Below are 22,934 nucleotides of genomic sequence, written 5' to 3'. Positions count from 1 at the left end.
ATTTTTGCAAACTTAGTTTATTGGCATATGCTAAAAATGTTATTGGCATATGCCAGTTTAAGGCGTAATTTGACTCTGTGTTTTTGAGGGACAATGATGGCAAGACCAAAGATAGAAAGACGAATATGCGGACGTGCGGCTCACCACTGCTTTAAGCCCAATGGCATTCCATTTAATCAGTTGGAGCAAGTCGCCATATTGCCAGAAGAACTTGAAGCACTGCGCTTGGCTGATTTAGAGGGACTCAGCCAACAACAAGCCGCAGATCAAATGGGCATATCTAGACAAACTTTTGGCAACACAGTAAAAAGTGCGCGGTTCAAGGTCGCAAAAAGTTTAGTTGAAGGTCATGCATTAGTTTTTCCGAATGAGGAGTCAAACTTATGATTTATGCTATTCCTAATGATGATGAGCGGGTGGCAAACCATTTTGTCAAAGCGCCTTACATCGCTATTTATTCTGATACTGACGGAATGCTTAAAAACCTAGCAAACATCGCTGCAATGCCCCAAGCTGGCTGCAAAGCGAAGTCCCAGCTTATCCAATCTTTACAAGACTACAATGTAGAAGCTGTGCTGGTGCGCAACATCGGCGAGCGCGCATTAGAAAAGCTTTTGCACAGTGGCAAACAAGTGTTCAGACTTTCAACGCGCAGCTCATTGGAAGATGTACTTGCCGTTCCGAGAGAGCCACTGACAGACGCATCGCAAGGTCGTCCATCAACCAATCATCAGAAAAAAGGTGGATGCGGATCATGTGGCTGCGGCGGTAAAAAAGCCAAACCCTCGTTGCTAGCACGCCCCAAACAGGCTGCTGCATTATTCGCCGCAAAATCGAGCCCAGCTATACTTAGCGTAAAGGCGTCGATTAAAAAGGCAGGTTAGTATGGTTTGGTTGTTTACCTTTCTTGGTTTTCTCGCGATTATTTTGCTGATGTCGCTTGGGGTTATCTTTCATAACAAGCGTATTCAAGGAAGTTGCGGCGGTTTAAACAACGTCGGTGTCGACAAAGTATGCAACTGCGAAACCACATGCGCAGAGCCTGAGCGTCACTTGTATCAAATCTCAGAGCCTAACTCATCACCTGAGCGCTAAGGCTTTTGGCCCATTGCGGCAAGGTTTGTCGAAACCAGTCCAAATATTTGCTGGTCTGCGGATTTTTTCTGGAGACCAGTATGTTGACTACCTCGACGACGATCCACGCTTTTGCTAATCCGATATCGCGCGCCAATTCTGTTGTTTCACCTTTCTCTGCGCACTTTATATATTTGTCTGCTACGTTCAAGTAATCATCAAATGTGCCCATGCCCTCGATGAGCGGCGCTAAATCTATCGCGACATGCCCTGTAGAAAAGCGCTCCCAGTCGAACAGCACCAGCTCGCCATTTTGGCGCTGTCCCCAGTTTCCTGCATTGGTGTCTCCGGAGATCAAGTTCTGCCCATCGAAAAGGTGCGCCGATCGTTGTTGTAGCTGGTGGAAGAACTGTTCTGTCTCTGAGCCCAGTTTAAGTGTTGCGAGTGCTTGTTGAGTCGCTTGTGGTGTCCACTGGTGGCGGTGATAAACACCATCTGATGTTGGTGGAAGTCGGTGCAGTTTGACGAGTTGTTCAATGACTCGATCATCTTCAAGTAAGAATGCTTGCTCGACTGCGTGGGGAACGTATTCAATGTACAGAACGTTTTTCTGGTCGTCGAGTTGAATCAAGCGCGGTACGTGTATTCCAAGCGCGTTAAACTGCTCGGCATAGCGTTGATAAAACGCCACTTCTATTTGAGTAGGGTTACGTTTTTCTATTACTTGGACGCCATCTTTTTCGATGAGAAAAACTTTGGCACTGCCCATTTGGTTGAGTTCTTGTTGCGACACCGGACTTCCTGTCTTCATGTAGAGAGAGCTCACCTTAATCGCTGCACTCACGTTTTCCAATAGCCACGACAAAGTGCCTCAAAAATATTAAATGCAACTGTTTAAATATGATTTTGCTGTGAGTGTCTAAATTTTACACAGTCTCGCCTGTACTCCGATAAATTCGTTCTACGCTTACTATTCGTCTTAATAAAGGAGAACCAAAATGGCTGTAATGAAGCAGGATATTCCAAATCGTGTAACGGTTTACCATGACAATATCGATCAAGAACAAGAGCTGAAAAATGCGATGCTGCCAGAGAAACCGCGCTACTTTAACGGTGCTCCGACTTACAAAGCGAACAGCATCGAAGAGTTTGAAAGCAAAATCAGTCAGATAGGTTTGTCTCTCGATAAATAATTTTTCTTTTACCTAAAAGCGCCCTCAAAATGAGGGCGCTTTTTTGTTTATGTGATTGATTTGAATCTTAGGGAATTAACCTTGTTGTGTACTGCCTTGGCAGACCTGTTTTTGCACTGCTGGTGGCGCAGGCTCGTAATGGCTTAAGGTCATACTAAAGCTGCCTTCACCACCAGTGATAGAGCGTAATCGACGAGCGTAATCTTGCAGCTCGTTTACAGGTGACTTGGCTCTGAGTAAGGTGAAGCTGCTGTCGATTGGCTCGGAGCCTTCGATTAAGCCTCGGTTGCCAGATAAATCACCAGAAACATCGCCAACATTCGCGGTTGGGATGTGCAGTTCCATCTGGACAATGGGTTCTAGCACAATAGGATCGGCGTTGTTAATAGCATCTAAAAAGGCTTTCTTACCTGCGATGACAAACGCAATTTCTTTCGAATCGACGGAGTGATATTTACCGTCATAAACGGTGACTTCCACATCCTTAATTGGGTTGCCAGAAATCGCGCCTTCCTCTAACGCTTGCAAAATACCTTTTTCAACAGCAGGAATGAGCGCGGTTGGGATGGCGCCACCCACCACTTTGTTGATGAACTTAAATCCGGCACCACGTTCGAGTGGACGAACCTTCAATTGCACTTCACCAAACTGGCCTGCACCGCCACTTTGTTTTTTGTGTCGATAATGCCCTTCGGCAGGTTTGGTGATGGTTTCAAAGTATTCGACGCTTGGTTGGCAGGTTTCGACGTCCAGTTTGTACACGTTCGCCATCTTTTCTAATGCGACTTTGAGGTGAAACTCCCCTTGGCCGCTGATGATGGTTTCGTTGGTGCGAGCGCGATGTTCGATGCGCAGCGAAGGATCTTCACTGGCAATTTTATTCAGCACATCTCCTAATTTTTGCTCATCTCCACGCTTAAGAGGCTTCAAGCACAAAGAATACATGGAGTCAGGAAGGTCCAACGTTTTGAGTTGAACTCCATCTTCTTCGTGAGAGTCATGAACGATTGAATCGAATTCGAGATCATCCACTTTGGCTAAAACGCAGAAGTCGCCTGCAAGCGCGCGAGGGATCTCGGTTCTATCTTTGCCCTGCAGTTGATATAAGTGCCCAACTTTAAATGCCTTGTTGCTTTCGCCAATATAAAGCTGGCTGCCCGCATTGATTTCACCCTGATACACACGTAAGTAGGCAAGTTTTCCCATATATGGGTCGACGCTGACTTTGTACACGTGTGCGACGGTGTGCTCTAAGGTTTCGCAATTTACTTTGATTTTTTTGCCGTTCTTTTCCAGTAGAGGAGGGTTACCCTCGTTTGGCATGGGCATGATCTCCGCCAAGGTGCGCAGCAGCAACTCGACGCCCGCGCCGGTTTGTGCTGAGACAAAACAGACCGGAATCACATGTCCAGTTCTCAGTGCTTCTTCAAACGGATCATGCAGTTGCTCTGCGGTGAGTTCGGAGCCTTGTTCCAGATACAGTTCCATCAGTTCTTCATCGACTTCGATGACTTGGTCAATTAAGGTCTCATGAGCTTCATCTACCGTTGCAAGTAAGGTTTCTCGTCCCAATTCTGGTTCGAAATAGCAGTCAACTACAGATTCCCCGTCAGCCGAAGGTAAGTTGATCGGCAAGCAGTGGTCCCCAAAATGCTCAACGATGTTCTCCATCAATCTTTCTAACTGATTACCGTGGTTATCGAGCTTATTGATGATGATCATCTGACATTTTTGCTGCTCTTTAGCAAAGGTGAATAAGCGATCGGAAGTTTGGTTAAGTGGGGTTTGAGGGTCGATGACAAGGGCAGATGTTTCAACGGCAGGAAAAACGCTGATAGTACGGCCAAGTAACTCGTTTTGTCCCGGAGTGTCGATGATATTGAGCCGGTGTTTATTCCAGCGCAGTGCGACTGGCGTTGCTTCAATACTGTGTTGATATTGGATGGATTGAGGGTCGAAGTCGGTAACGGTATCGCCTTTTTCTACGCTGCCTAAATGGTGCGTGGCATCGCAGGTGAAGAGCAGTTTTTCTATTAGCGTGGTTTTACCGGTCCCGGTTTGGCCGACAAAAGCGATATTGCGTATTTTGTTGATAGGCATAGAGCCTCCTTGCAAGATGGCGTGAAAAACCTACGAATTGCTAGGAAGTGGGTTGCTATAGAAACCCACGCACTGCATTGGAGTAGGGCGGGATTACCGCCTATTCGTCTTCCATGTCATTTTTCGGATGACTCGATGCATAAGACCACCTTCTTGGACCACTGTAATCTTAGCATGCCGTAATAACCGTATAATTTATGTGACTTATTTCATGATGGGGCTGATTGTTTTTTAATCGAGATCATAAACTCAGAGGTTCTGACTTTTGGAGCAAAACCTCTGGATTGTTTAGGCTATTTGGAAAGAACGATTTCGCCGTCGCGATAAACCAAGCTTGGCGTTACATCTTGTCCGAGCAGCACCGGGCCATCAAGATCGACAACGCTTGCCTGAGCAGCAATGGGTAAGGCAGCACGCATCGCAAGCGACGTCCCCAACATACAACCGGACATGAGGCTAAAACCGAGTTTTTGGGCGTCGTCGGCTAATAATAGTGCTTCAGTGAGCCCGCCAGTTTTATCTAGCTTAATATTCACCATTTCATATTTGCCAACCAACTGATGCAATTGCTCTCTGGTGTGACAACTTTCATCGGCGCAAAGTGGAATGGGGTGCGGAATGCTGGCGAGTACGTCATCGCAGTCTTGTGGCAACGGTTGTTCGATCATGGTGATGTCTAGCGGTTCGAGTTGAGCAAATACCGTCGCGAGGTCGAGGTTTTGCCACGCTTCATTCGCATCTAAGACAATTTGTGCGTGCGGCGCGGCATCGCGTACTGCTGCAACGCGCTCAATCACGTTTTCACCATCCAGTTTTACCTTAAGCAGTTTTGCGCCTTGGCTAAGGTAAGTTTGTGCCTGTCTTGCCATCGCTTGCGGCTTGTCGATAGAAACCGTCATCGCCGTCACAATCGCCTCGGGTAACGTAAAGAGGTCGTGAACCTGCTGCTTTTGGCTCAAAAGCGCGTGAAGATGCCAAAGGGCGCAATCCAATGCATTTCTTGCCGCCCCCGCGGGCAATAACGATTGAAGCAGGCTTTTGAGAACCATGACATCAGCTTCGCCTTTGGCATACAAACTTTGCAGTTCATGTGCGGCGTGAGAAATCGCCTTAATCACCGATTCAACCGATTCACCATAACGAGGGTATGGCGTGCATTCACCTTGGGCTGTCATGCCTCGATGTTCAATTGTCACTCGGACTACGTGGCACTCTGTCCGACTGCCGCGAGAGATGCGAAATGGTGTCGCCATGGCAAGCGTGACAGATTCTACATGAATTTTCATCTCACTAGTTTTCCCTAAACCACAGTTATTTTCTAAACCGTAAATGTTTCTTAAATCGTAAGGAGCCTATCTGCAACCGCATCAACGCCAAAACGTACAGGGTCGGTGACGGGCACTTGGTATTTGTCGCTCCAATCCTGGCATAACTGGGCAGCATCTTCTTCGCTGAGCGCCGAAGTGTTTAAGCAAATACCCACTAATTGAGCGTTTGGATTTGTTAGGCGAGCAGCGGCCAGATTCGCTTCTATCGTTTGTTCAATGGTTGGCAAGCTCGCATGTGGTAAGTTGCGGATGTGCGGGCGACCAATCTCATGGCACAGTATCAGAGCGTCAGCTTGTGCGCCGTGAAGTAAGCCCAAACTTACGCCAGCAAACGAAGGGTTAAATAACGAACCTTGCCCTTCGATGATGTCCCAATCGTGATCGGTGAACTCAGGGCTGATCGTTTCTACTGCGCCGGAGATAAAATCGGCAACTACGGCATCAATCGAAATGCCACTGCCTGCGATGAGAATTCCGGTTTGACCCGTTGCTTTGAACTCTGCACGACAGTTTTTACGCTTCAATGCATGCTCAATGGCAAGGGCAGAGTACATTTTGCCAACGGAGCAATCTGTCCCTACAGTAAGTACTCGCTTGCCTGCGCGAGCTTTGCCATTGCCGACCTTGAGCGGGGCATCATAATGGCGAACATCATACAGTTTGGTTAATCCGCGTTGTTCTAGATCGGCAAGAGGAGAAAATTCCGCCAAACGTTGGTGCATGCCCGATGCAATTTCAAACCCCATCTCTGCCGCTTCAAGTAAGGTTGCTTGCCAAGCTTCGGGAATGACGCCTCCTGAATTTGCCGTGCCGAGCACCAGCGTTTTTGCTCCTTGCTGCTGCGCTTGTTGCAGTGTCATGTCGGTTAAACCAAGCAATACGGTTTCTGGCGTCAGGCGGATTTGGCCAAGACAAATCTCAGGTCGCCATTGATATATGCCACGCGCGGTTTTTGCTGCGAGTGGATCGGTTACATCGCCAAGAAAGAGTAGGTAAGGTTGAGCAATTTGCATGATGGTTCCCTTCGTCATCGTTATTGCTCATTAATGTAGCCAGACTGATTTAGGAAACCGAATGCTTATTTGTTAGGCGGGTATAACTTCAGGTTATACCTTTAAACCATCTGTTGTTTTAGGGCGGTGATAAATTGCTTTGTCGCAATGGATTGAGGTGTGTGCTCTGCGAATAAAATAGAGACAGAGAAGGACATATTTGGCTCCAAAGCATGCACGGAAACGGCATTATCTTGGCGATATTGTTTTGCAGTCCAAGGGTCTACAATCGCGAATCCTGCTTCGTTTTTCACCAGTTCAGCCGCCGCGGAGTAGCTGCGGACGGTGATGGCATGTTGATAATGCTCGTCACGCGCCGATAAGGTTTGATGCAGCAATAAGCCCAGAGGGTCTCGGCTATCTAAACCGATAATGGGTAAATCGTGACTGATGAGTTCTTCTAAAGTGACGGTTTTTTCTGTGGGTATCGCTGCGCTTTTAGGGGCAATTAGCGCCAAGTTTTCTTTTAATAACATGTGTCCCATGATCGCTGGTGGCGTTTCTTCACCGAACGCAATGGCGACATCCAATTCATGTTTCAGTAAACCTGAGCACAGCTCATCGCGATTAGCCGTTGAGAGCTCAAAGGAGATGCCGTGCTCTTTCGACAGCAACGCGACAGTCGGCGCTAACAAGTGTGCGGCCAAAACAGGCGGAGCACCGACTCGTAAATGTTGAGTTCCCTGTTTGACTTTGTTGGTCAGAGAGCGAAATTGTCCGAGTTGTTGATAGACTTTTTCAGCCTCTGGCAATAAGGCTTTGGCTTCTTGAGTGGGAACGAGACGGCCCTTTACACGCTCAAATAAAGCGAAGCTCAGTTGTTGTTCTGTATGGGCGAGAACTCGAGTGACATTAGGTTGGGAAACGTGCAGTAAGCGAGCCGCGCCTGACACCGTTCCTGCTTGCATAATGGCGTAAAAGACTTCTAATTGCCTTAAGTTCACTGCGATTTCCCTCTGCTCATGTTGCTCACCTCAGAATACCCAACCTTGCTGATGAGCGATAGAGGTAAAAGTGCTGGCGTAAAAAATAGGAAGACGATGTTGGTGCCTTCCTATCTCGCTTTTTCAATTTCTCAACTTCTCAATTTCTATGCTTCACTTTGCTGCTGCATGAAGGGGCAGGTCGTTAAACGGCTCTACGTCTCGACTGAGTAATCCCATCAAAATCACTGCTAACACCATGACAGCAGCTGCGATTGCAAAACCGTATTGTGTTAGTTCGTAATGACTCAACATTGCAATCAGGACGTAACTGAGAGATTGAATGGTGGTGGCAAACATGCTGATGCCGCCATCGACGCGACCTCGTTGATGAACCGCTACGGTGTGATGCATCCAGTTGACTCTCGCAATGCGATTTAGCGCGTTAAATACGCCAAACAGCGCCGTAAACAATAAGATGGTCAGCGGGTTCATCGCAAAACTCATCCCGATAAGCGCAAAAGAGACCATAACCATCGAAGCGAACATAATGTGGCTATGGGAGGCACGGCTTAGCACTTTGGTGACAATAAAGCCGGTTAGCAACGAGCCGAGGCCAAAACTGATGTTGAACCCTGCAAACCAATCGCCAGAGATGCCTTGTTCAGAAAACCAAATCGGCACCAGTTTGCTCAAATACGTCAATGCAGGATAAGCGAGGCAAGAGAGCAGAATAAAGCCATAAAATCGAGGTTCGAGACGGAATATTTGTTTGCTCTCTTTGAGTTGCGCGATGAAAGCAACGGATTTTGATGCCCTTAATTGTTGGGTATAAGGCGTCAGAATATAGAACATCGCTGCTAACGCAGAGGCGCTGGCCGCAAACAAAGCAAACTCTTTCATACCCCACATTTCAAGCAAAACAATACCCAACGCGCCAGCTCCGAGGGTTGTGGATTGCATTACAATTTCTTGCTGACCCGAAATTTTCGCATACTCATGGTGCTGATAATTTTCTTGGGTGAAGGCGTTGTTGGTCGTCCATGCAAAATTACTCGAAACCCAATACACCAATTGCGCAAAAGCCAGCAACCAGTGTGACTCAAACCCTAACCAATAAGCAATGAACACCACCAAAGCCATACCCGATTGAATCCATTGATTGAGCACGAGTAGTACTTTGCGTGAATGTCGGTCAATTAAAGTGGAAAAGAAAGGCGTTGCTAGAAAAGAAATCGCGGTGCAGCTCAGAGAAACTAAAGCGACGAAAGTGCCCATGTTAGGTTCGGAAAGCATGACCCATGGCAGCGCCATCATGAATAAGCCAGAGGAAATGCTGTCGAAGAAGCGGCCAGCTAAGTACGGCTGAGTTTTATTTTTCATTATGTTTGCCTCTAACTCCCGATGGATTTCAAAAGGTTGATGTCCAACTGTCTTGTGGTTAACAACCAAGTCGTTCGCGCTGAACACATTATCTTGAGATCGCCGGGGTTTAGCGTTAATTAAGATGGTTCAACTTTAAAACCTCAAGTAAACTTGAGGTAAAGCATTTTTTTAACAAAATTGATACACAGGGAGTCAAGGATGGAAATCAGCGTAGGAGAAGTGGCAAAACGTTCTGGAGTGAAAGTATCTGCCCTACATTTTTACGAGCAAAAAGGACTGATTTCGAGTTGGAGAAATCAAGGTAATCAGCGTCGCTACCATCGTAGTGTGTTGCGCCGTGTTGCGGTGATCAAAGCAGCGCAGCAAGTTGGGTTGTCGTTAGAAGAAATTAAACATGCGTTAGATGAACTGCCGAAACACCAAGCCCCTAACAAAGCGCAATGGGAAAAAATGGCAAGCCATTGGCATGAACAGTTAGAACAAAAGATTCAAAAACTTAAAGCGTTGCAAAACGATTTAGGAGGATGCATTGGCTGCGGGTGCTTGTCGTTAGAAACCTGCGCACTGCGAAACCCAGAAGATGTATTAGGGAAAGACCACTCGGGGTCGAACTTAACGTTAGAAGAAGAGTAGCGATTATCTCTATTCTTTGTCGAAACTGTCGACTACGATCGCGCCCATCGAAGCAGGCATTGTGATGACGATAACGCGCTTTATCGCAACCAAAGGCTCATTCATGAGTGGCAGCTTATCAAGACAGAAAAGAACTAACGCTACCACAACGGCCGCAATGAGGTACGCGATAACCACACGAAAAATAAAGATGGATACGCGATTCTTGATGTGGCTTTGAAACACGCTTTGATACGCGAAAAAACTGAGGAAAATGACAGAAAGACTTAACAGCATGAGCAAGTTTGCCATTGGTAGGCTCTCACCCAATCGCCACGCTTCCTCCGAAAATGAGATCGGGACTGCTAGGGCAAAAGCGCCAACCAATACTTGGCTAGCGTCTTCTAGATTAAAGTGGCTGCTCATGCTGTTTATTCCATTATTCGCTTGCTAGATGTAAGAGCTTTTCAAAACGCTCATTACCGTGCAGCAATTCGAGGTCTCGTTCTTCGGCAAGTAAATCACGAATGGATGGGCTGTATTCAATTGCGCGTTCCAAGTCTTCAATAGCTTGCTCTTCGATACCAAGGCGAGAGTATGCACACGCGCGTTGATACAGTGCAGGGCCGTTGGTGTAATCGACTTCAAGTACGCGGTTACAAATGCTAAGTGCCCAATGGTATTCGTTGATTTCCATCGCTGCGTCGGCTTTGTAAGTCAACGCTTCTAAATCACCTGGACGAATTAATAAGATTTCATCATAGATTTCAATACGTTGTTCTGGAGTTTGAGAGCTTTGTGCACGTAGCCATAAGTTATGGATCTCGTTGATTTTCTCAATCTCTTTGTTGTTTTCGCTGATAATGCGAGTTTTGCGTTTTAAATCTCGCTCAAGGGCGACAAACTTTTTCTCGTATTCTTGGGCGATCTTCTCCAATCGTTTATCAGCCATCTCTTTGGTGTTGTGTTTAAACTCGCGCAGAGATTGCCATCCGACAAAGGCAATCAGAGATGCGACACCAGCAATGATGTAGAAGAAGTATGTAACGGTCACGTTGGCATAGTTCAACGATTTATCTGCGACCGTTAGCTCGCGATCGGTGATCTCTGTGATCATTCGCTTTTCTAGGCTTTGATAGTCCTGACGCAGCGCTTTTAGTTCATCTAAAATATAGCGTTCCATTAATGGTCTATCTAACAGATCCGATTCTGAATACTTTTCCTCCGATGCCATTGTTGGCAAGGCAAGTATCAGCGAGAAAAAAATACCAATAAATAAGCGCATATAACGTCCTTTCACGAGAAGAGTACAGATAGACCATGCAACAATAGCAAATAGCACAAACGTTTAGCAAAGTTATTACAAAAGAAATAACAGTCGTCTTCGTAGAAGTCATATTCTTGTTGTTTTTCAGTTTGTTCCTGGTGGTTATTTGTTGTGATATCTTTTATCCTCCTTGCGAATTTATGATTAATGGAGTGAGCATGGACGCGCGAGCTAAGGATTACTTAGAACAATTCCTAGAATTATTATCACCAGAACAAAGGGAAGCTGTACCATCAGTCAGTGCTGACTATTATTGTGCCGATGAACACAACGCGAATGTATGCGCAGACTTGGTTCGTATTGGACAGAAAACTGCATCGTGCAGTTTGGAGCTTTGGTATCGAGAACATGGTGAAACCATGCCCCAAGTCGGTCATTTACAAGTAGTGACGAATTGGGATGGGGACCCGGTTTGCGTGATACGAATTACTGACGTAAGTACATGCAAATATGAGAATGTAACCGCAGAGTTTGCCTACGCAGAAGGCGAAGGTGATAGAACCTTAAACTGGTGGCGTGATGCTCATACTGCATTTTTTAAAGCTGAATGCGATGAGTTGAACATCGATTGGCATGAGAAACGTACGCTGGTTTTAGAGCGTTTTGAAGTGGTGTATCCCGTCAATTAATCTCTGATAGCAGCACTGATTTGAAGTGCTGCTTTCTTTACTGAGAGACCATTTTTAGCGCTTTCGAGCGGTCACACTAAACATGTGCCAATGTTTTTGGCTTCCGACTACAGTGGTCCCGTCTTCATCTCTTTCATGCAATGAAATGAGGTCGTAACCTTCGAATAAGCTTTCCACTTCCTTTTTTGTTAATGCGGTAATGTTTGGGTGCATTTCGGAGGTAACCCAGGAGTCTTTCACTCCCAAGAAATCGCCGCAGAAGATACCGCCCGGTTGTAATGCGCTGTCTATTTTTGTCCAGACTTGTTTGAAGCCTGTGTCAGGGCAAAAGAACAAACTGGCATTTGCGATAACCAAGCTGCACTGAGGGTAATTAAATTCAGTAAAACAGCACTGCGAAACCGAAAATCGTTTATTACCTTCAAAGCGTGTTAAACAAGTTTTTACTGCATCTTCATTGCTATCACATGCGTGAACCTTAAATCCCTGTTCGAGTAGAAAGTGGCTGTCTCGACCTATTCCGCAGCCAATATCAAGAGCGACTTTGCCTTCTATCTTAAGTTGGTTTACGGCATTTTCCACGTTTGGGCGGTGAGGTTGGCTTAAAATTTTCTGATAGTATTCATTCCATTGCGCTGGCATTGAACTTCCTTATGTTGGTTGTGTCCCCTGCCCAAAACTAGCGTCCATTTTGTTTTGCTTGACTGGGGAGGTTTGCAGTATTGGCAGCTGTTATAGCTGATCTTCAATCGGTAATATTCCGGAGAACCAAGCGCCCATTTTTCGCCATACTCCTGCTTCTGGTTCGGAGTCGTATTCTTCGCCTGTTTTTACGTCGGTCCAGACAATGTCCCCGTCGCGCAGAGTTAAGGCATAGGCGTTACTCGACAGTTGACTCGGCAGTTGTTCTAGAAACATTTGCACATATTCTGGCTGTTCGATAACAACGGCCATTTCGGTATTCAAAGCGGCCGAACGTGGGTCCCAGTTCATCGAACCAACGAAAAGTGTTTTGTTATCAATCGTCATTGCTTTAGCGTGTAAACTTGCTCTGCTACTCCCCGTGAGGCTCCACTTACTTTTGAGTTTCGCGCTCGCTTTTACTTCCCAAAGCTTTATTCCAGCTTCGAGTAGATCTTTTCGATACTTTGCGTACCAACCATGCACGGCAAACACATCGTTAGACGCGAGGCTATTGGTCACAATCGTGATATCAACGCCTCGCTTGGCCGCGTTACTTAATGCTTGAGTACCTACTTCAGTTGGAACGAAATAGGGAGAGATGAGCACAAATGAATCCTCAACACTTTTAACCAGATCCGTTAAATTATCAATAAGTTGGCTCTCTCGGGTCGCGACTTTATCGGGCAGATCAAACCATACTTTCGCTTCTCCCCAGTAGAGCTTGAGTTTGCCTTGTTTTAGATCTTGGTACATATCCAGTTGAGTGAAGTCATAGCGGCCGGTTGAAAACTTTTCCTCTAACCGGAGTTTATTGACCTGCTTTTGAATCGCTTGGTCGGTAATTTGCTGTGAATTCGGTGTAATCCATTCCATTGGTATCGAATAGGCGCTATTCCAGTAGAGGTCGAACTGATCGGCAGTTTGCTGTACCGCCTCACCATAGAGCAGAAGATCAAAATCACCAAACTCAACTTGCGATTCAAAAGAGAAGTATTCATTGCCGATATTTCTACCTCCGACAATGGCGGAAACACTGTCTGCAATCAGAGACTTATTGTGCATACGACGATTAAGGCGTTCAAAATCGCTAGCAAGAGCGAACCAACGGGAGTCGCGATACTGATGCGGGTTAAATAAGCGGATTTCTATATTAGGATGTGCATTGAGGGCAGCCATCACATCGTCGTTTCGCTTTTGCATATCGTCAAGCAACAGCCTTACTCGAACACCACGCTTTGCCGCTTCATACAAGCGCCACGTTATTAGCTGACTCGTTTCGTCACCACGGTAAATATAGTATTGAAGATCAAGGCTTTTCTGGGCGGACTCGATCAAAGAGGTTCGAGCAAGAAGGGCATCGTGTCCCTGATTTAACGGTGCAAAGCCAGTAATGGACTTAGGGTCTCTCCCGTAAGCTTCAAAGTACTTCGCAAGAACAGAATCCTTTTGATAACCGAGCTGAAAGCTGGTGGACTTTTCACTGGCGTCATTCAACGATACGGATGAGCATGCCGATAAAATAGTGAGCAGCGAGGGGAAGAGCAACTTGGCGAGCGTTTGTAACAAAGCACATTTCCTTGTCTTACAGAGTGTTACCTACTCCAAATTATAGACTTAAGCTGACGCCACATGCACCCAGAACCGTTTGATAACGAGCGATTAATCAATGAATTGCCATAGAGCCTGCACTAAGTTCAACTTTTAGAGCGCAGATAATCATTTATTTTAATTATCATTATGGCCGTATTGGTCATAATCACTAATATCTGGTGATTATGACCAATAGCACACTGGATAAAATAATGATTTTTATATAACCATATGATTTTTAATAAATAAATGCTTGGCATGTCATTTGCTGTTTAGAATAAAAGTTAAGTCAGAGCAACTTGCGCAGTTGGTTAATTTTTTGTTAATTTTATTAACTTTGAATTGGCAATAACTATCTAGTTAGCTGCTTAAAAGACTAGGCAAGCGCCGCTTTGATGTTTATTCAAATTCAATTCTCTCACCACCATGCTTACCGGGAGCAATGGACTGAATAAAAGTGTGGTGTTGAAAACAACAATAAAAAAGGATTTTCGATGTTAGCAAAACCCATATTACGTTGGCTTTTACCCTTCGTCGTCGTTGGAGGCTCTTATGCAGGATATGCTGCAATTGCCGCAACTGCGCCGGAAAAAGAGTCAACCAAAGATGCAATTACAGAACCTACTGTTCAGGCTTCTTCTCTTTTTCCTACTGATCACAAAGTGGTGATTACCAGTCACGGTGAATTAGTCCCTTTTGAAAAAACACACCTTTCCGCGCAAGTCAGTGGTGAAGTGATAAGTTGGCACCCGAATTTTGTAACGGGTGGCATCGTGAAACGAGGAGAGGTTCTTTTCACAATTGAAAGTGACAACTATGAAGCGTCGGTTCTACAAGCTGAAGCCGATTTAGCTAGTGCACGCGCAAACTTGATTGAGGAACAAGCGAAAGCCGAAGTGGCAAAACGTCAGGCAAAGAGACTGAGCGATAAGCAAGTGACGGATCTGTATTTACGCAAACCTCACGTTTTGAGCGCACAAGCCCAAGTGAAGTCGGCTCAAGCGGCACTCAAACGAGCAAAAAGAGAGTTAGAAAATTGCAAAGTCGTTGCACCTTACGATGCGCTGGTTGTTGAGCGTGATATTGGTGTTGGTCAATTTGTTACATCTGGTTCTCGAGTTGCCACGTTAAACAACATCGAAGTGGCAGAGGTGCACGTACCCATTGCCGGTTTTGATAGTGCATTTTTACCCGAATCCATTGGTGAACTCACTGCGACAGTGACGCAGCAAGGTGTGTTTTCTACCACTAGAGAAGGTCGAGTAGTTCGTGATTTAGGCATGATTGATAGCGCTACCCGAATGATTAACATGGTCATTCAAATCGCGGACCCATACGGTGTCGATAACCAGCAGCCTCCAATTAAATTCGGCTCCTACGTTGAAGTGAGCTTCACTGGTAAGGAACTTAAGCATATCTACCGCTTACCACAGGAATTAGTAAAAAATCGTACCGTGTGGGTAGTGAATGGCGATAATCAACTTCAACCCAGAACTGTCACGGTTTTGAGAGCAGAAGGTGAGTTTTTGCTGGTGGGCGAAGGTTTAGAGCAAAGTGATAAGTTGGTACTGACCTTGCCCGAGTACCCTCAAAAAGGCATGGCGGTACAAATCGCAAAAAAGAGTGACGACTCCGAAACCGTCGTACAGTAAGTAGGAGTTTGTCATGGAAGATATTAAACAAAAGGGCTTGATTGCCTATTTTGCGAATAACCCCGTCGCTGCCAACCTTTTGATGGTGTTCATCATTATCATGGGTGTGGTGAGTTTTCTCTTTATTCAAAGGCAGATGTTTCCGAATATTGAGGTGAACTACATTGATGTTCGTGCGACTTATCCTGGCGCTTCTCCTCAAGAGATAGAAGAGAGTATTCTCGTTAAGGTCGAGGAATCGATTAAAGACGTCACCGGGATTAAAAAAGCAGTCTCAACGGCCTCTAGAGGTAGCGCGTATGTTTCTATCGAGGTAGACGTTAATGCCGATATCAAGCGTGTCTTAGATGATGTAAACCAACGTATTGATACATTGTCTAACTTACCAACGGGTATGGAACCAATCAATGTTTACCAAGTTGAATGGCGCCAAGATGTAATCGAAATGGGGTTAGTTGGGGACCGACCGCTCGAGGAGCTTAAACCGCTTGCTAAGCAAATCGAAGATGAATTACTTCAGTTAGAAAACGTCATGCTGGTGTATCTGAGTGCGCCAGAAGAAGAAATAGCGATTGAAGTTGACCCACTTGTTCTTCGTAAATACGACCTGACGTTGAGCGATATCAGCAGCGCGATCAGCCGTTACTCAGCCAACTTTTCTGCGGGCGAAGTAAAAACAAACTCAGGGATGATTGCAGTAAGGATTGAAAACCAATACTACCGTGGTGATGAGTTTAGAAATATTCCAGTAAAGCTTGGCGCAAATGGTGCAAAGGTTCTGTTGCAAGATATTGCCACAATAAAAGATGGCTTTACGGAAGAAGAGCGCTACTTTGAATACTCAGGTCAGAATGCGATCTACATGTCTGTTGAAGCAACTCGTGACCAGAACATTATCCCTGTTGCACAGTCCGTTCGTAATTATATTGAAGCAAAAAACAAGACATTACCGCAGGATGTTAAGCTCAAAGTCTTAGTTGATACGACTTATTATTTAAATGGGCGTCTCGACATGATGTTGAAAAACTTGCTGCAAGGCGCTGCATTAGTCGCGATTATGCTGACCATTTTCCTACGTTTCCGCTTGGCTATGTGGGTAATGATTGGGCTACCTGTCTGTTTTCTCGGTGCCGTAATGATGATGCCTGCATTAGGGATCACGGTAAACATAGTGTCTCTTTTTGCCTTCATTATGGTGCTCGGTATTGTAGTTGATGACGCCATCGTGATGGGAGAGAGCGCTTACAGCGAAATTGAAGAAAAAGGCGGTGGCGTCGAAAACGTGGTTCGTGGTGTAAAACGTGTTGCCACACCAGCCACTTTCGGTGTGTTAACCACAATTGCGGTGTTTGCCCCTTTCTTGTTGTCTAGCGGTATTGATAGTGCCTTCTTTTATGGTATCGCGGGGGTCGTGATTCTTTGTTTGATCTTCAGTTTGATTGAATCGAAGCTGATCCTTCCTGCACACCTTGCGCATACTCATTTTAAGCCAGTTAAACCAGGTGGTTGGCGTGACCGATTTAACCAACGTTTTTTTGGTTTTGTAAATGGTCCATATCGGAACTTTGTAACAACATGCACCCATTGGCGCTGGACAGTGTTTGCGGTGTTCTGTGGTTTACTGCTGATCAGCGCGGCTTTGATCAACGCGAATTATGTTCGGGTGATCCCTAACCCTAAAGTGCCGACTGACTATCCTGCGATCACTATTGAAATGAATGATACCGTTTCAAGTGAGCAGACAATCAGTGCACTCAAGACTATTGAACGTGTCATGCAAAAGATCGAATCTGAGACCATTGCAGAACATGGTCAAGGAATGATTCGTGATGTGCTGTCGTACAACAGAAGCCGCACCGAAGGTCGTGTATTAGTACCTCTGGTTGATGAAGAGTTACGCCCGTTCAATACATTTGAACTAGCTCGACGTTGGCGTGAAGCTATGCCTGTTATTCCAGGTATGAAGAGCATCAAAATCCGCGAGCAGAGTGCGGGTGGTGGTGACAGAGATGAGTTTGGCTACTTGTTGTTTGGTTCTAACATCAATGAGCTCAACGAGGCTGGGCGTTACTTGATAGAGCGTTTACAGCAGGAAGAAGGGTTATATGATATTTCATCTTCTATTGATTCTGGAAGCAAAGAAGTACTCCTGTCTCTTGCGCCTGTAGCGTACGATCTCGGTCTGGATCTCACCATGATCGCAGAGCAAGTTGGTGGCAGCTTTTATGGTGGCGAAGCACAGCGCATTATTCGTGATGGTGAAGAAATTAAAGTTATGGTGCGTTACCCGCAATTGACGCGTGAAGCATTCTCATCATTGCGTTACGCTGTGATTACCACACCAGCAGGTAAGAAGGTCATGTTGGGTGATGTGGTGAAGATCAATGAGCAGCCGGGCGTGAGTAGCATTCGACGTGAAGGCGGGTATCAAACCGTTTATGTCTATGGTTCCATAGACGAAGAATTGGTTGAACCTCAAGAAATCGTGAAGGTCATTGACGACAATATCTTACCGGATATGAAGCAAGCGTTCTCGAGTGTGAAAACAGAATTGGGTGGTGATATTGAAGAGCAGGCTGCGCAGCGTAATGAACAGATTTTGTTCTTTATTGCAGGCATGATCATCGTCTACATTTTGTTAGCTGTACCGTTAAAAAGTTATACCCAACCTTTGATTGTAATGTCCGTCATTCCGTTTAGTCTGACGGGGGCGATTTGGGGCCATTTCTGGCTAGGTTTAGACATCAGTATGATGTCGACATTTGGTTTGATCGCCGCTGCTGGCGTGGTTATTAACGACTCTCTGGTTATGACAGATTACGTAAACCAAGTGAGAGAAAAGGGTATGAACATCAAACAAGCGGTTGTTGAGGCGGGTTGTGCTCGTTTTCGAGCTATCACGCTCACCTCAATAACGACGTTTGTGGGTGTATTGCCGATAATGTTTGAAACGAGTTTGCAGGCGCGTTTTGTCATACCGATGGCTGTCGCTTTGGGCTTTGCGGTGTTGTACGCAACGGTTCTGACTTTAGTGTTGGTGCCTTGTTTGTATTTAATGCTTGAAGATATTAAAAATATTTTCAGATCGATTAAGAGGTTTATCCATCGTTTGATTAATCGTTTCAGAAAGTCGCCAGTGACGTCGAGCGTTGAAGCAAGCGTATCGAGTTAACAAGCTTGATGTTAACGATTAGGAGCAGCCTTCGGGCTGCTTTTTTGTTTCCGCATTTTGATTCAAAGCGATTTTTTAGTGGGCAGTTACGTAATTATCTGATGAGAAAACTGCCTGACAAAGCATTTCTAATGTGTATGTTTCTAATGTTTTAAATTCGCATGGTTAATTTGACGCTTGGTTAGCGAAATTTACCAGACGAAGATAACGTTGAATATGAGGCTTTATTTAAGTTGTTGAAAAATAACAAAATAAAAGTTGGCATCGTATGTGCAATATATAAATTGTAATTAAAATTAACTGCTAATCCTCAAGGAGCTTATTATGAAAAGCGTATTTCTATCTACTCTAAGTCTTATTGCTGTAATGTCATCACCAATCGCTGCTGCTAACACTTTAGACAAAGAGGAGTGGAGCTCAGATTTACGTCAGGACTTTTCTGAGATGAAACATGAAGCTATAGCAGATATTCAGCAAATGAACATGGATGCCATTCACGCACGTGATGAGCGTATCGTGAAAAACATTAAAGATGAGCAAGAACAGTTAGTAAAGGTAACGTGCCACAAAGAGAAAGCAAGCAAGTCATAAACGCCGCTAAAAGAGACTAACAGACGAAAATGAATCCAATACGAGTTCGGTGTTAGTTAGCAGTAAGCACTGACCTTGTTGCTCAACTTGCCAGCCTTTTAAGGCTGGCTTTTTTGTTTCTCATTTCATGGGTGGAGATCAGATCCTCAAGCTTATTATCAATAGTTGGCGTGTTTGATGAGCTATTGCTGGATGGAGCGGATGTAACTTTTAAAAGTGTAGATTTCAGTAAAGTGGAGGTGATGTTAGATATTTAAAATTTAGAAAAGATCCGATCTCCTTTTTGACCTTCATAATACCTTAGTATGTGGTTCACTTTTATTTGAAGAGGGATTAGTAATGACTTGGGAATTTATTGAAAGGAAAGAGGCTTTTGATTACATTGGGCTAAATAATAAGTCGGTTAATGAGGTTGAACAATTCTTACATGGAAGAGTGAGACTTTCAGCTGCACTCTTTAGCAATAAAAAACTATACTTATCAAGACAATCCCTCGTCATGCTTGCGTCTCTGAATGAATATGATCAGAAGCAAGTTGTCAAAGAAATGTATTTTCTTTCATCTAATCCAAGCACACCCTCTGTAGTTAGACACAAACGCAATCCATTGCTTCGAATATTTCGAACTAGGTATCCCTTCAAAAATTATCATTACTTATTAACTTGTATCCTTAGAGACGGGAAAGTTGTAATTCATGATATTGCTTTTGATCGACAGTTGCATGGTAAGTCTATTTTTAAGCATTCACATCAAAGAACCCAAATGTATCATGTGAAGAAAGAAACAGGTAAAAATGGTGAGTATAATGGAGTGCAGAACAATGATGAAGCAAAGTTATTGTTGGCTGAGTGGGACCACACTAAAGCTCAAGTAACTCATCAAGTCAATACGCTTCATGCAACGGTAAATGGAATGTTGAATGATTATGAGAAAGCGGCGACACTGATGGGGGTACATACGCAGGTGGCGTACAAAGAAGATAAGCCAACAGAGTATACGTTGTTTCACAACCCTTCTGATAATGCGAAGCTGGACCTTATTGAATGTGTTTATGACAAAACTCGTTTTACTTCGCACAATGCTCAACACCTAGCAGCAGTAATGAAACAATGTGCAGAGCAGGGTAAGGAAGTAAAATGGACAGTGCATAGCCAAGGTGCCATTATTTTTAACTCTGCTCTTGAGTATGTTAGAAAAAATAATCCGAGCTTAAGACTATTGAATCAACAAATCGTTGTGCATGCAGGGGGAACAAATACAACGAAGATAGGGAAAAATGCACAGCAGCTTGGTTTGAAAGTTAATTACACAAAAACCCGAACGAATCCCTTTGATATTGTCCCAAATATTGCTGCGAGACAAACTCCATTATCTGCAAGTAGTCTCGTTCGTTGTTGTAAATTCTTGGGATTAGTGATGAATGGAGAGGTCACAGAGAGCCCACATACATTACCCTATTTCGGTGTGGAATCTTATCGACGACAACTGATGATGTCTGGTAATAATATGGCTAGTAAACGTTTAAAAGATATTGATGAATATTTAAAGAACAAGGGTTAGATATATGGGCCTTATTAAAATGTATAAAGATGGCTTTCGAGGAAAGCCAGATTTTGCAAACTTGTTACATAATGTATTCCAGATAGATGACTTAGTGCTGTCATTTGAGTGTCCGAACAACATATATGAAGGACATGTATACCAAGATTTTATTGAATTACAACGGTTCAATATTGATTCAAAAGTAGAGCGGCATGAAAAGTTTATAAAATTGGCCACGATTTATTTCTCTTTTCAAAATAAAATAATAAATCCACTATTACCAATCAATAAACAAGGTGGTTTATATATTCGGTTAAGGATTAAATCTTCAGATAAATATATTACTAGTGTTAATGAACTATCTTCATTTATAGAGAAAGAGTACGTGGATTTTTATCATGCTGTAGAGTCACCTGACGGCTCTCGAAAAGGTGATCATACAGAGTTGATGAATGATGCCATTGCGTACGCAAATCATCGTTGGGGAATGGACCCGATAAACGAAGAAAAAAAGAGAGCGAAAGAAGAGTTCCTTGTAGGAGAGTTTCTTCGTGGTTACCCTCCAATCAAATGCCAAGATATCAAGATTGGTGAAAATACATTTTCAAAATATGTAGAAGGAAATTTGGAGTATAAAAAAGACTATCGAAGAGTGTACAATTTGCCTATCAAAAATGAGTTTTACTTTAGTATTGAATTTTTATATGAAATCGAGCCTATGTTTGCTCAAAAAAAGTTTTTAGATTGGGTAAGACACGCGGATGAAATCTTTGAAAAAAATGTTTTAGAGTTGCTAGCACTGTCTCCGCTTATTGATTCACATACTACCTCCAAATCCGAAAGGTTGACAAAAAAAAGTTGATCCAGAGCGTTCATACTTAACTTAAAGAAAAAAGCCCGCGAAGAATGCTTTCACGGGCGAAAAAAGGGCACCAAATTGGGTGTCTATTCATTTTGGAGATGGTCGAACGTCCATATAAAACTGACAATAGGCTTGGTGAGAGGCTTACCACCAGCGCGACCAACGAGGCTAAAGTTAACATTGTTGTAATGATTGTTAAAATGTTAATTCTTCAATCAATGTTTTCATTATCGTGAGTTTAAATTGTGAATGTGTTGCCTACGTGTATTTTTACTCTGTGAAATTCCGTTTTTGACAATAAGACATATTATAAATCTTGTGTTGGTTATTTGATTTGGTTATATAAAACTCAACATACTTAATCCTTAACTGTTCATATTCACACTTAATGAGACACAATAACCCTCTGTTTGTTAAGTGATTGTGTGTTTTTTAACGCATTGGTATTGAACAAAAAGCGACCTAAGCCGCTCTTGTGCATTTTGATAAGTTTACTTATCAGTCGTTTTAGATTTCTTCGTGCTTATGGACTAGGCCGAAGTCAGCTAAAATGGCATACGCAGCAGGGATCATAAACAACACCAGCAGAGTGGATGCGAAAATACCAAACACGATGGAGATAACCAGTGGTTGGATAACCTGTGCTTGCAAACTGGTTTCAGTCAGTAACGGAAGCAAACCTGCTGCAGTGGTCATTGATGTCAGGAATACTGCTCTAAAGCGTTCCCGACTGGCTTTGACTACTGAGTCGTGCACATTATCCCCTTCATCGACATGATGGCGTATGTACTGAACTAACAGAATCGAGTCATTCACCACAATCCCCGCTAGTGAGACAAAGCCCATCATACTCGGCATACTTAATGAGTGACCGAGTAGGATGTGTCCCCATACCACGCCAATAAAGGCGAGTGGAATCGCAAGCATGACGACGAATGGTTCCAAATAACTGCGGAATTGGTAACTCAGAATCGCAAACACGCCAAATAAACCAAGCAAGAAGCCTTTACCCATTGATGCGCCAGTTTCAGCGGTATCTTTGGCTTCGCCTTCAAAATCAAAGCGAAGACCAGGATACTTTTGCATAAGCTTTGGCGCCTCATCCTGTTGGAACTGACGAATAATGGCGGTTGAGTTGGCGTAACTCTTCACCCGCGAAGCCTTGACAGCGAAGTTATGTGACAAGGTTAACTTGATCCCATACTCAACTTGAGTGA

Annotated in this window: 22 protein-coding genes; 11 read left to right on the top strand and 11 right to left on the bottom strand. The window is 44.2% G+C overall.

Going from position 1 to position 22,934, the window contains the following annotated elements; all coding sequences use genetic code 11:
• Positions 1–96: 96 nt before the first annotated feature.
• The 3 genes from R8N28_RS18595 to nqrM are packed head-to-tail and all read left to right on the top strand — an operon-like array spanning position 97 to position 1,095.
• The gene (locus R8N28_RS18595; protein WP_042523433.1) at positions 97–387 is read left to right on the top strand and encodes a DUF134 domain-containing protein; all 291 of its coding nucleotides are present in this window, start codon (positions 97–99) and stop codon (positions 385–387) included.
• Positions 384–884, top strand: a complete 501-nt coding sequence (locus R8N28_RS18590) for a NifB/NifX family molybdenum-iron cluster-binding protein (RefSeq protein WP_065275143.1) — start codon at positions 384–386, stop codon at positions 882–884. The genes R8N28_RS18595 and R8N28_RS18590 overlap by 4 nt, the downstream gene beginning before the upstream one ends.
• A gap of 1 nt (position 885) precedes the next feature.
• Complete coding sequence (gene nqrM / locus R8N28_RS18585) at positions 886–1,095, top strand: (Na+)-NQR maturation NqrM (protein WP_005464141.1); 210 nt, start codon at positions 886–888, stop codon at positions 1,093–1,095.
• Here nqrM and R8N28_RS18580 read toward each other — a convergent pair.
• A complete protein-coding gene (locus R8N28_RS18580) occupies positions 1,073–1,885 on the bottom strand; it encodes an aminoglycoside phosphotransferase family protein (RefSeq protein WP_042523305.1) in 813 nt (270 codons plus the stop codon). The genes nqrM and R8N28_RS18580 overlap by 23 nt on opposite strands.
• Before the next feature lie 187 nt (positions 1,886–2,072).
• Between R8N28_RS18580 and R8N28_RS18575 the strand changes: the two genes are divergently transcribed.
• On the top strand, positions 2,073–2,267 hold the full coding sequence (locus R8N28_RS18575; RefSeq protein ID WP_005373920.1) for a hypothetical protein: 195 nt from the start codon (positions 2,073–2,075) through the stop codon (positions 2,265–2,267).
• Between the two features lie 75 nt (positions 2,268–2,342).
• On the opposite strand, the gene fusA is transcribed toward R8N28_RS18575, so the two are convergent.
• The 5 genes from fusA to R8N28_RS18550 all read right to left on the bottom strand — a co-directional run bounded on the left by fusA (position 2,343) and on the right by R8N28_RS18550 (position 9,053).
• On the bottom strand, positions 2,343–4,367 hold the full coding sequence (gene fusA, locus R8N28_RS18570) for an elongation factor G (RefSeq protein WP_005387204.1): 2,025 nt from the start codon (positions 4,365–4,367) through the stop codon (positions 2,343–2,345).
• A 293-nt stretch (positions 4,368–4,660) separates the two neighbouring features.
• A complete protein-coding gene (gene dgcA / locus R8N28_RS18565; protein WP_065275144.1) occupies positions 4,661–5,653 on the bottom strand; it encodes an N-acetyl-D-Glu racemase DgcA in 993 nt (330 codons plus the stop codon).
• Between the two features lie 50 nt (positions 5,654–5,703).
• Positions 5,704–6,708, bottom strand: coding sequence for an N-acetyltransferase DgcN (gene dgcN / locus R8N28_RS18560; protein ID WP_318183398.1), 1,005 nt, complete (start codon positions 6,706–6,708; stop codon positions 5,704–5,706).
• A gap of 101 nt (positions 6,709–6,809) precedes the next feature.
• Positions 6,810–7,691, bottom strand: coding sequence for a LysR family transcriptional regulator (locus tag R8N28_RS18555; protein WP_047102778.1), 882 nt, complete (start codon positions 7,689–7,691; stop codon positions 6,810–6,812).
• Positions 7,692–7,844: 153 nt separating this feature from the next.
• Positions 7,845–9,053: an MFS transporter gene (locus R8N28_RS18550; RefSeq protein ID WP_065275145.1), complete on the bottom strand. Its 1,209-nt coding sequence runs from the start codon at positions 9,051–9,053 to the stop codon at positions 7,845–7,847.
• Positions 9,054–9,254: 201 nt separating this feature from the next.
• Between R8N28_RS18550 and soxR the strand changes: the two genes are divergently transcribed.
• Entirely contained in the window at positions 9,255–9,689 is a 435-nt protein-coding gene (soxR, locus tag R8N28_RS18545) for a redox-sensitive transcriptional activator SoxR (protein ID WP_047102776.1), read from the top strand.
• A gap of 9 nt (positions 9,690–9,698) precedes the next feature.
• Here the strand turns inward: soxR and R8N28_RS18540 are convergent, their stop codons facing one another.
• Both R8N28_RS18540 and R8N28_RS18535 read right to left on the bottom strand, forming a co-directional pair.
• Positions 9,699–10,094: a DUF2391 family protein gene (locus tag R8N28_RS18540; protein WP_005373896.1), complete on the bottom strand. Its 396-nt coding sequence runs from the start codon at positions 10,092–10,094 to the stop codon at positions 9,699–9,701.
• A 13-nt stretch (positions 10,095–10,107) separates the two neighbouring features.
• Positions 10,108–10,953: a tetratricopeptide repeat protein gene (locus R8N28_RS18535; protein ID WP_005373890.1), complete on the bottom strand. Its 846-nt coding sequence runs from the start codon at positions 10,951–10,953 to the stop codon at positions 10,108–10,110.
• Positions 10,954–11,153: 200 nt separating this feature from the next.
• On the opposite strand from R8N28_RS18535, the gene R8N28_RS18530 reads away from it, so the two are divergent.
• Positions 11,154–11,624 (top strand): ASCH domain-containing protein, encoded by a 471-nt coding sequence (locus R8N28_RS18530; RefSeq protein WP_065275146.1) that lies wholly within the window; start codon positions 11,154–11,156, stop codon positions 11,622–11,624.
• Positions 11,625–11,678: 54 nt separating this feature from the next.
• Here R8N28_RS18530 and R8N28_RS18525 read toward each other — a convergent pair whose 3' ends face one another.
• Together R8N28_RS18525 and R8N28_RS18520 are read right to left on the bottom strand one after the other, a co-directional pair.
• Positions 11,679–12,266 (bottom strand): class I SAM-dependent methyltransferase, encoded by a 588-nt coding sequence (locus tag R8N28_RS18525; protein ID WP_017819795.1) that lies wholly within the window; start codon positions 12,264–12,266, stop codon positions 11,679–11,681.
• Between the two features lie 90 nt (positions 12,267–12,356).
• Positions 12,357–13,874 (bottom strand): phospholipase D family protein, encoded by a 1,518-nt coding sequence (locus R8N28_RS18520; RefSeq protein ID WP_065275147.1) that lies wholly within the window; start codon positions 13,872–13,874, stop codon positions 12,357–12,359.
• A 518-nt stretch (positions 13,875–14,392) separates the two neighbouring features.
• Between R8N28_RS18520 and R8N28_RS18515 the strand changes: the two genes are divergently transcribed.
• The 5 genes from R8N28_RS18515 (at position 14,393) to R8N28_RS18495 (ending at position 21,717) form a co-directional block, all read left to right on the top strand.
• The gene (locus R8N28_RS18515; protein WP_025767993.1) at positions 14,393–15,550 is read left to right on the top strand and encodes an efflux RND transporter periplasmic adaptor subunit; all 1,158 of its coding nucleotides are present in this window, start codon (positions 14,393–14,395) and stop codon (positions 15,548–15,550) included.
• A gap of 13 nt (positions 15,551–15,563) precedes the next feature.
• Positions 15,564–18,722 (top strand): efflux RND transporter permease subunit, encoded by a 3,159-nt coding sequence (locus R8N28_RS18510; protein ID WP_065275148.1) that lies wholly within the window; start codon positions 15,564–15,566, stop codon positions 18,720–18,722.
• 324 nt (positions 18,723–19,046) lie between these two features.
• Positions 19,047–19,313, top strand: coding sequence for a hypothetical protein (locus R8N28_RS18505; protein ID WP_005373876.1), 267 nt, complete (start codon positions 19,047–19,049; stop codon positions 19,311–19,313).
• A 339-nt stretch (positions 19,314–19,652) separates the two neighbouring features.
• Positions 19,653–20,873, top strand: coding sequence for a hypothetical protein (locus R8N28_RS18500; RefSeq protein WP_025767991.1), 1,221 nt, complete (start codon positions 19,653–19,655; stop codon positions 20,871–20,873).
• A 4-nt stretch (positions 20,874–20,877) separates the two neighbouring features.
• Positions 20,878–21,717: a hypothetical protein gene (locus R8N28_RS18495; RefSeq protein WP_025767990.1), complete on the top strand. Its 840-nt coding sequence runs from the start codon at positions 20,878–20,880 to the stop codon at positions 21,715–21,717.
• A gap of 507 nt (positions 21,718–22,224) precedes the next feature.
• Here the strand turns inward: R8N28_RS18495 and R8N28_RS18490 are convergent.
• A partial coding sequence (locus tag R8N28_RS18490; RefSeq protein ID WP_318183396.1) for an efflux RND transporter permease subunit occupies positions 22,225–22,934 on the bottom strand: 710 nt, incomplete at its 5' end.

The organism is Vibrio sp. Vb1554 (genome assembly GCF_033344235.1).
Note: the sequence above shows the minus strand (reverse complement) of the source record. Positions and strands in the feature narration are given on the sequence as shown.

What these genes read in the sequence shown, in the direction of transcription:
- R8N28_RS18530 (WP_065275146.1), top strand. Translation starts at nt 11,154, where the DNA reads ATGGACGCGCGAGCTAAGGATTACTTAGAACAATTCCTAGAATTATTA.
- R8N28_RS18510 (WP_065275148.1), top strand. Translation starts at nt 15,564, where the DNA reads ATGGAAGATATTAAACAAAAGGGCTTGATTGCCTATTTTGCGAATAAC.
- R8N28_RS18580 (WP_042523305.1), bottom strand. Translation starts at nt 1,885, where the DNA reads ATGAAGACAGGAAGTCCGGTGTCGCAACAAGAACTCAACCAAATGGGC.
- dgcA (WP_065275144.1), bottom strand. Translation starts at nt 5,653, where the DNA reads ATGAAAATTCATGTAGAATCTGTCACGCTTGCCATGGCGACACCATTT.
- R8N28_RS18525 (WP_017819795.1), bottom strand. Translation starts at nt 12,266, where the DNA reads ATGCCAGCGCAATGGAATGAATACTATCAGAAAATTTTAAGCCAACCT.
- R8N28_RS18505 (WP_005373876.1), top strand. Translation starts at nt 19,047, where the DNA reads ATGAAAAGCGTATTTCTATCTACTCTAAGTCTTATTGCTGTAATGTCA.
- R8N28_RS18595 (WP_042523433.1), top strand. Translation starts at nt 97, where the DNA reads ATGGCAAGACCAAAGATAGAAAGACGAATATGCGGACGTGCGGCTCAC.
- R8N28_RS18590 (WP_065275143.1), top strand. Translation starts at nt 384, where the DNA reads ATGATTTATGCTATTCCTAATGATGATGAGCGGGTGGCAAACCATTTT.
- soxR (WP_047102776.1), top strand. Translation starts at nt 9,255, where the DNA reads ATGGAAATCAGCGTAGGAGAAGTGGCAAAACGTTCTGGAGTGAAAGTA.
- R8N28_RS18515 (WP_025767993.1), top strand. Translation starts at nt 14,393, where the DNA reads ATGTTAGCAAAACCCATATTACGTTGGCTTTTACCCTTCGTCGTCGTT.
- R8N28_RS18495 (WP_025767990.1), top strand. Translation starts at nt 20,878, where the DNA reads ATGGGCCTTATTAAAATGTATAAAGATGGCTTTCGAGGAAAGCCAGAT.
- R8N28_RS18550 (WP_065275145.1), bottom strand. Translation starts at nt 9,053, where the DNA reads ATGAAAAATAAAACTCAGCCGTACTTAGCTGGCCGCTTCTTCGACAGC.
- fusA (WP_005387204.1), bottom strand. Translation starts at nt 4,367, where the DNA reads ATGCCTATCAACAAAATACGCAATATCGCTTTTGTCGGCCAAACCGGG.
- R8N28_RS18535 (WP_005373890.1), bottom strand. Translation starts at nt 10,953, where the DNA reads ATGCGCTTATTTATTGGTATTTTTTTCTCGCTGATACTTGCCTTGCCA.
- dgcN (WP_318183398.1), bottom strand. Translation starts at nt 6,708, where the DNA reads ATGCAAATTGCTCAACCTTACCTACTCTTTCTTGGCGATGTAACCGAT.
- nqrM (WP_005464141.1), top strand. Translation starts at nt 886, where the DNA reads ATGGTTTGGTTGTTTACCTTTCTTGGTTTTCTCGCGATTATTTTGCTG.
- R8N28_RS18540 (WP_005373896.1), bottom strand. Translation starts at nt 10,094, where the DNA reads ATGAGCAGCCACTTTAATCTAGAAGACGCTAGCCAAGTATTGGTTGGC.
- R8N28_RS18500 (WP_025767991.1), top strand. Translation starts at nt 19,653, where the DNA reads ATGACTTGGGAATTTATTGAAAGGAAAGAGGCTTTTGATTACATTGGG.
- R8N28_RS18575 (WP_005373920.1), top strand. Translation starts at nt 2,073, where the DNA reads ATGGCTGTAATGAAGCAGGATATTCCAAATCGTGTAACGGTTTACCAT.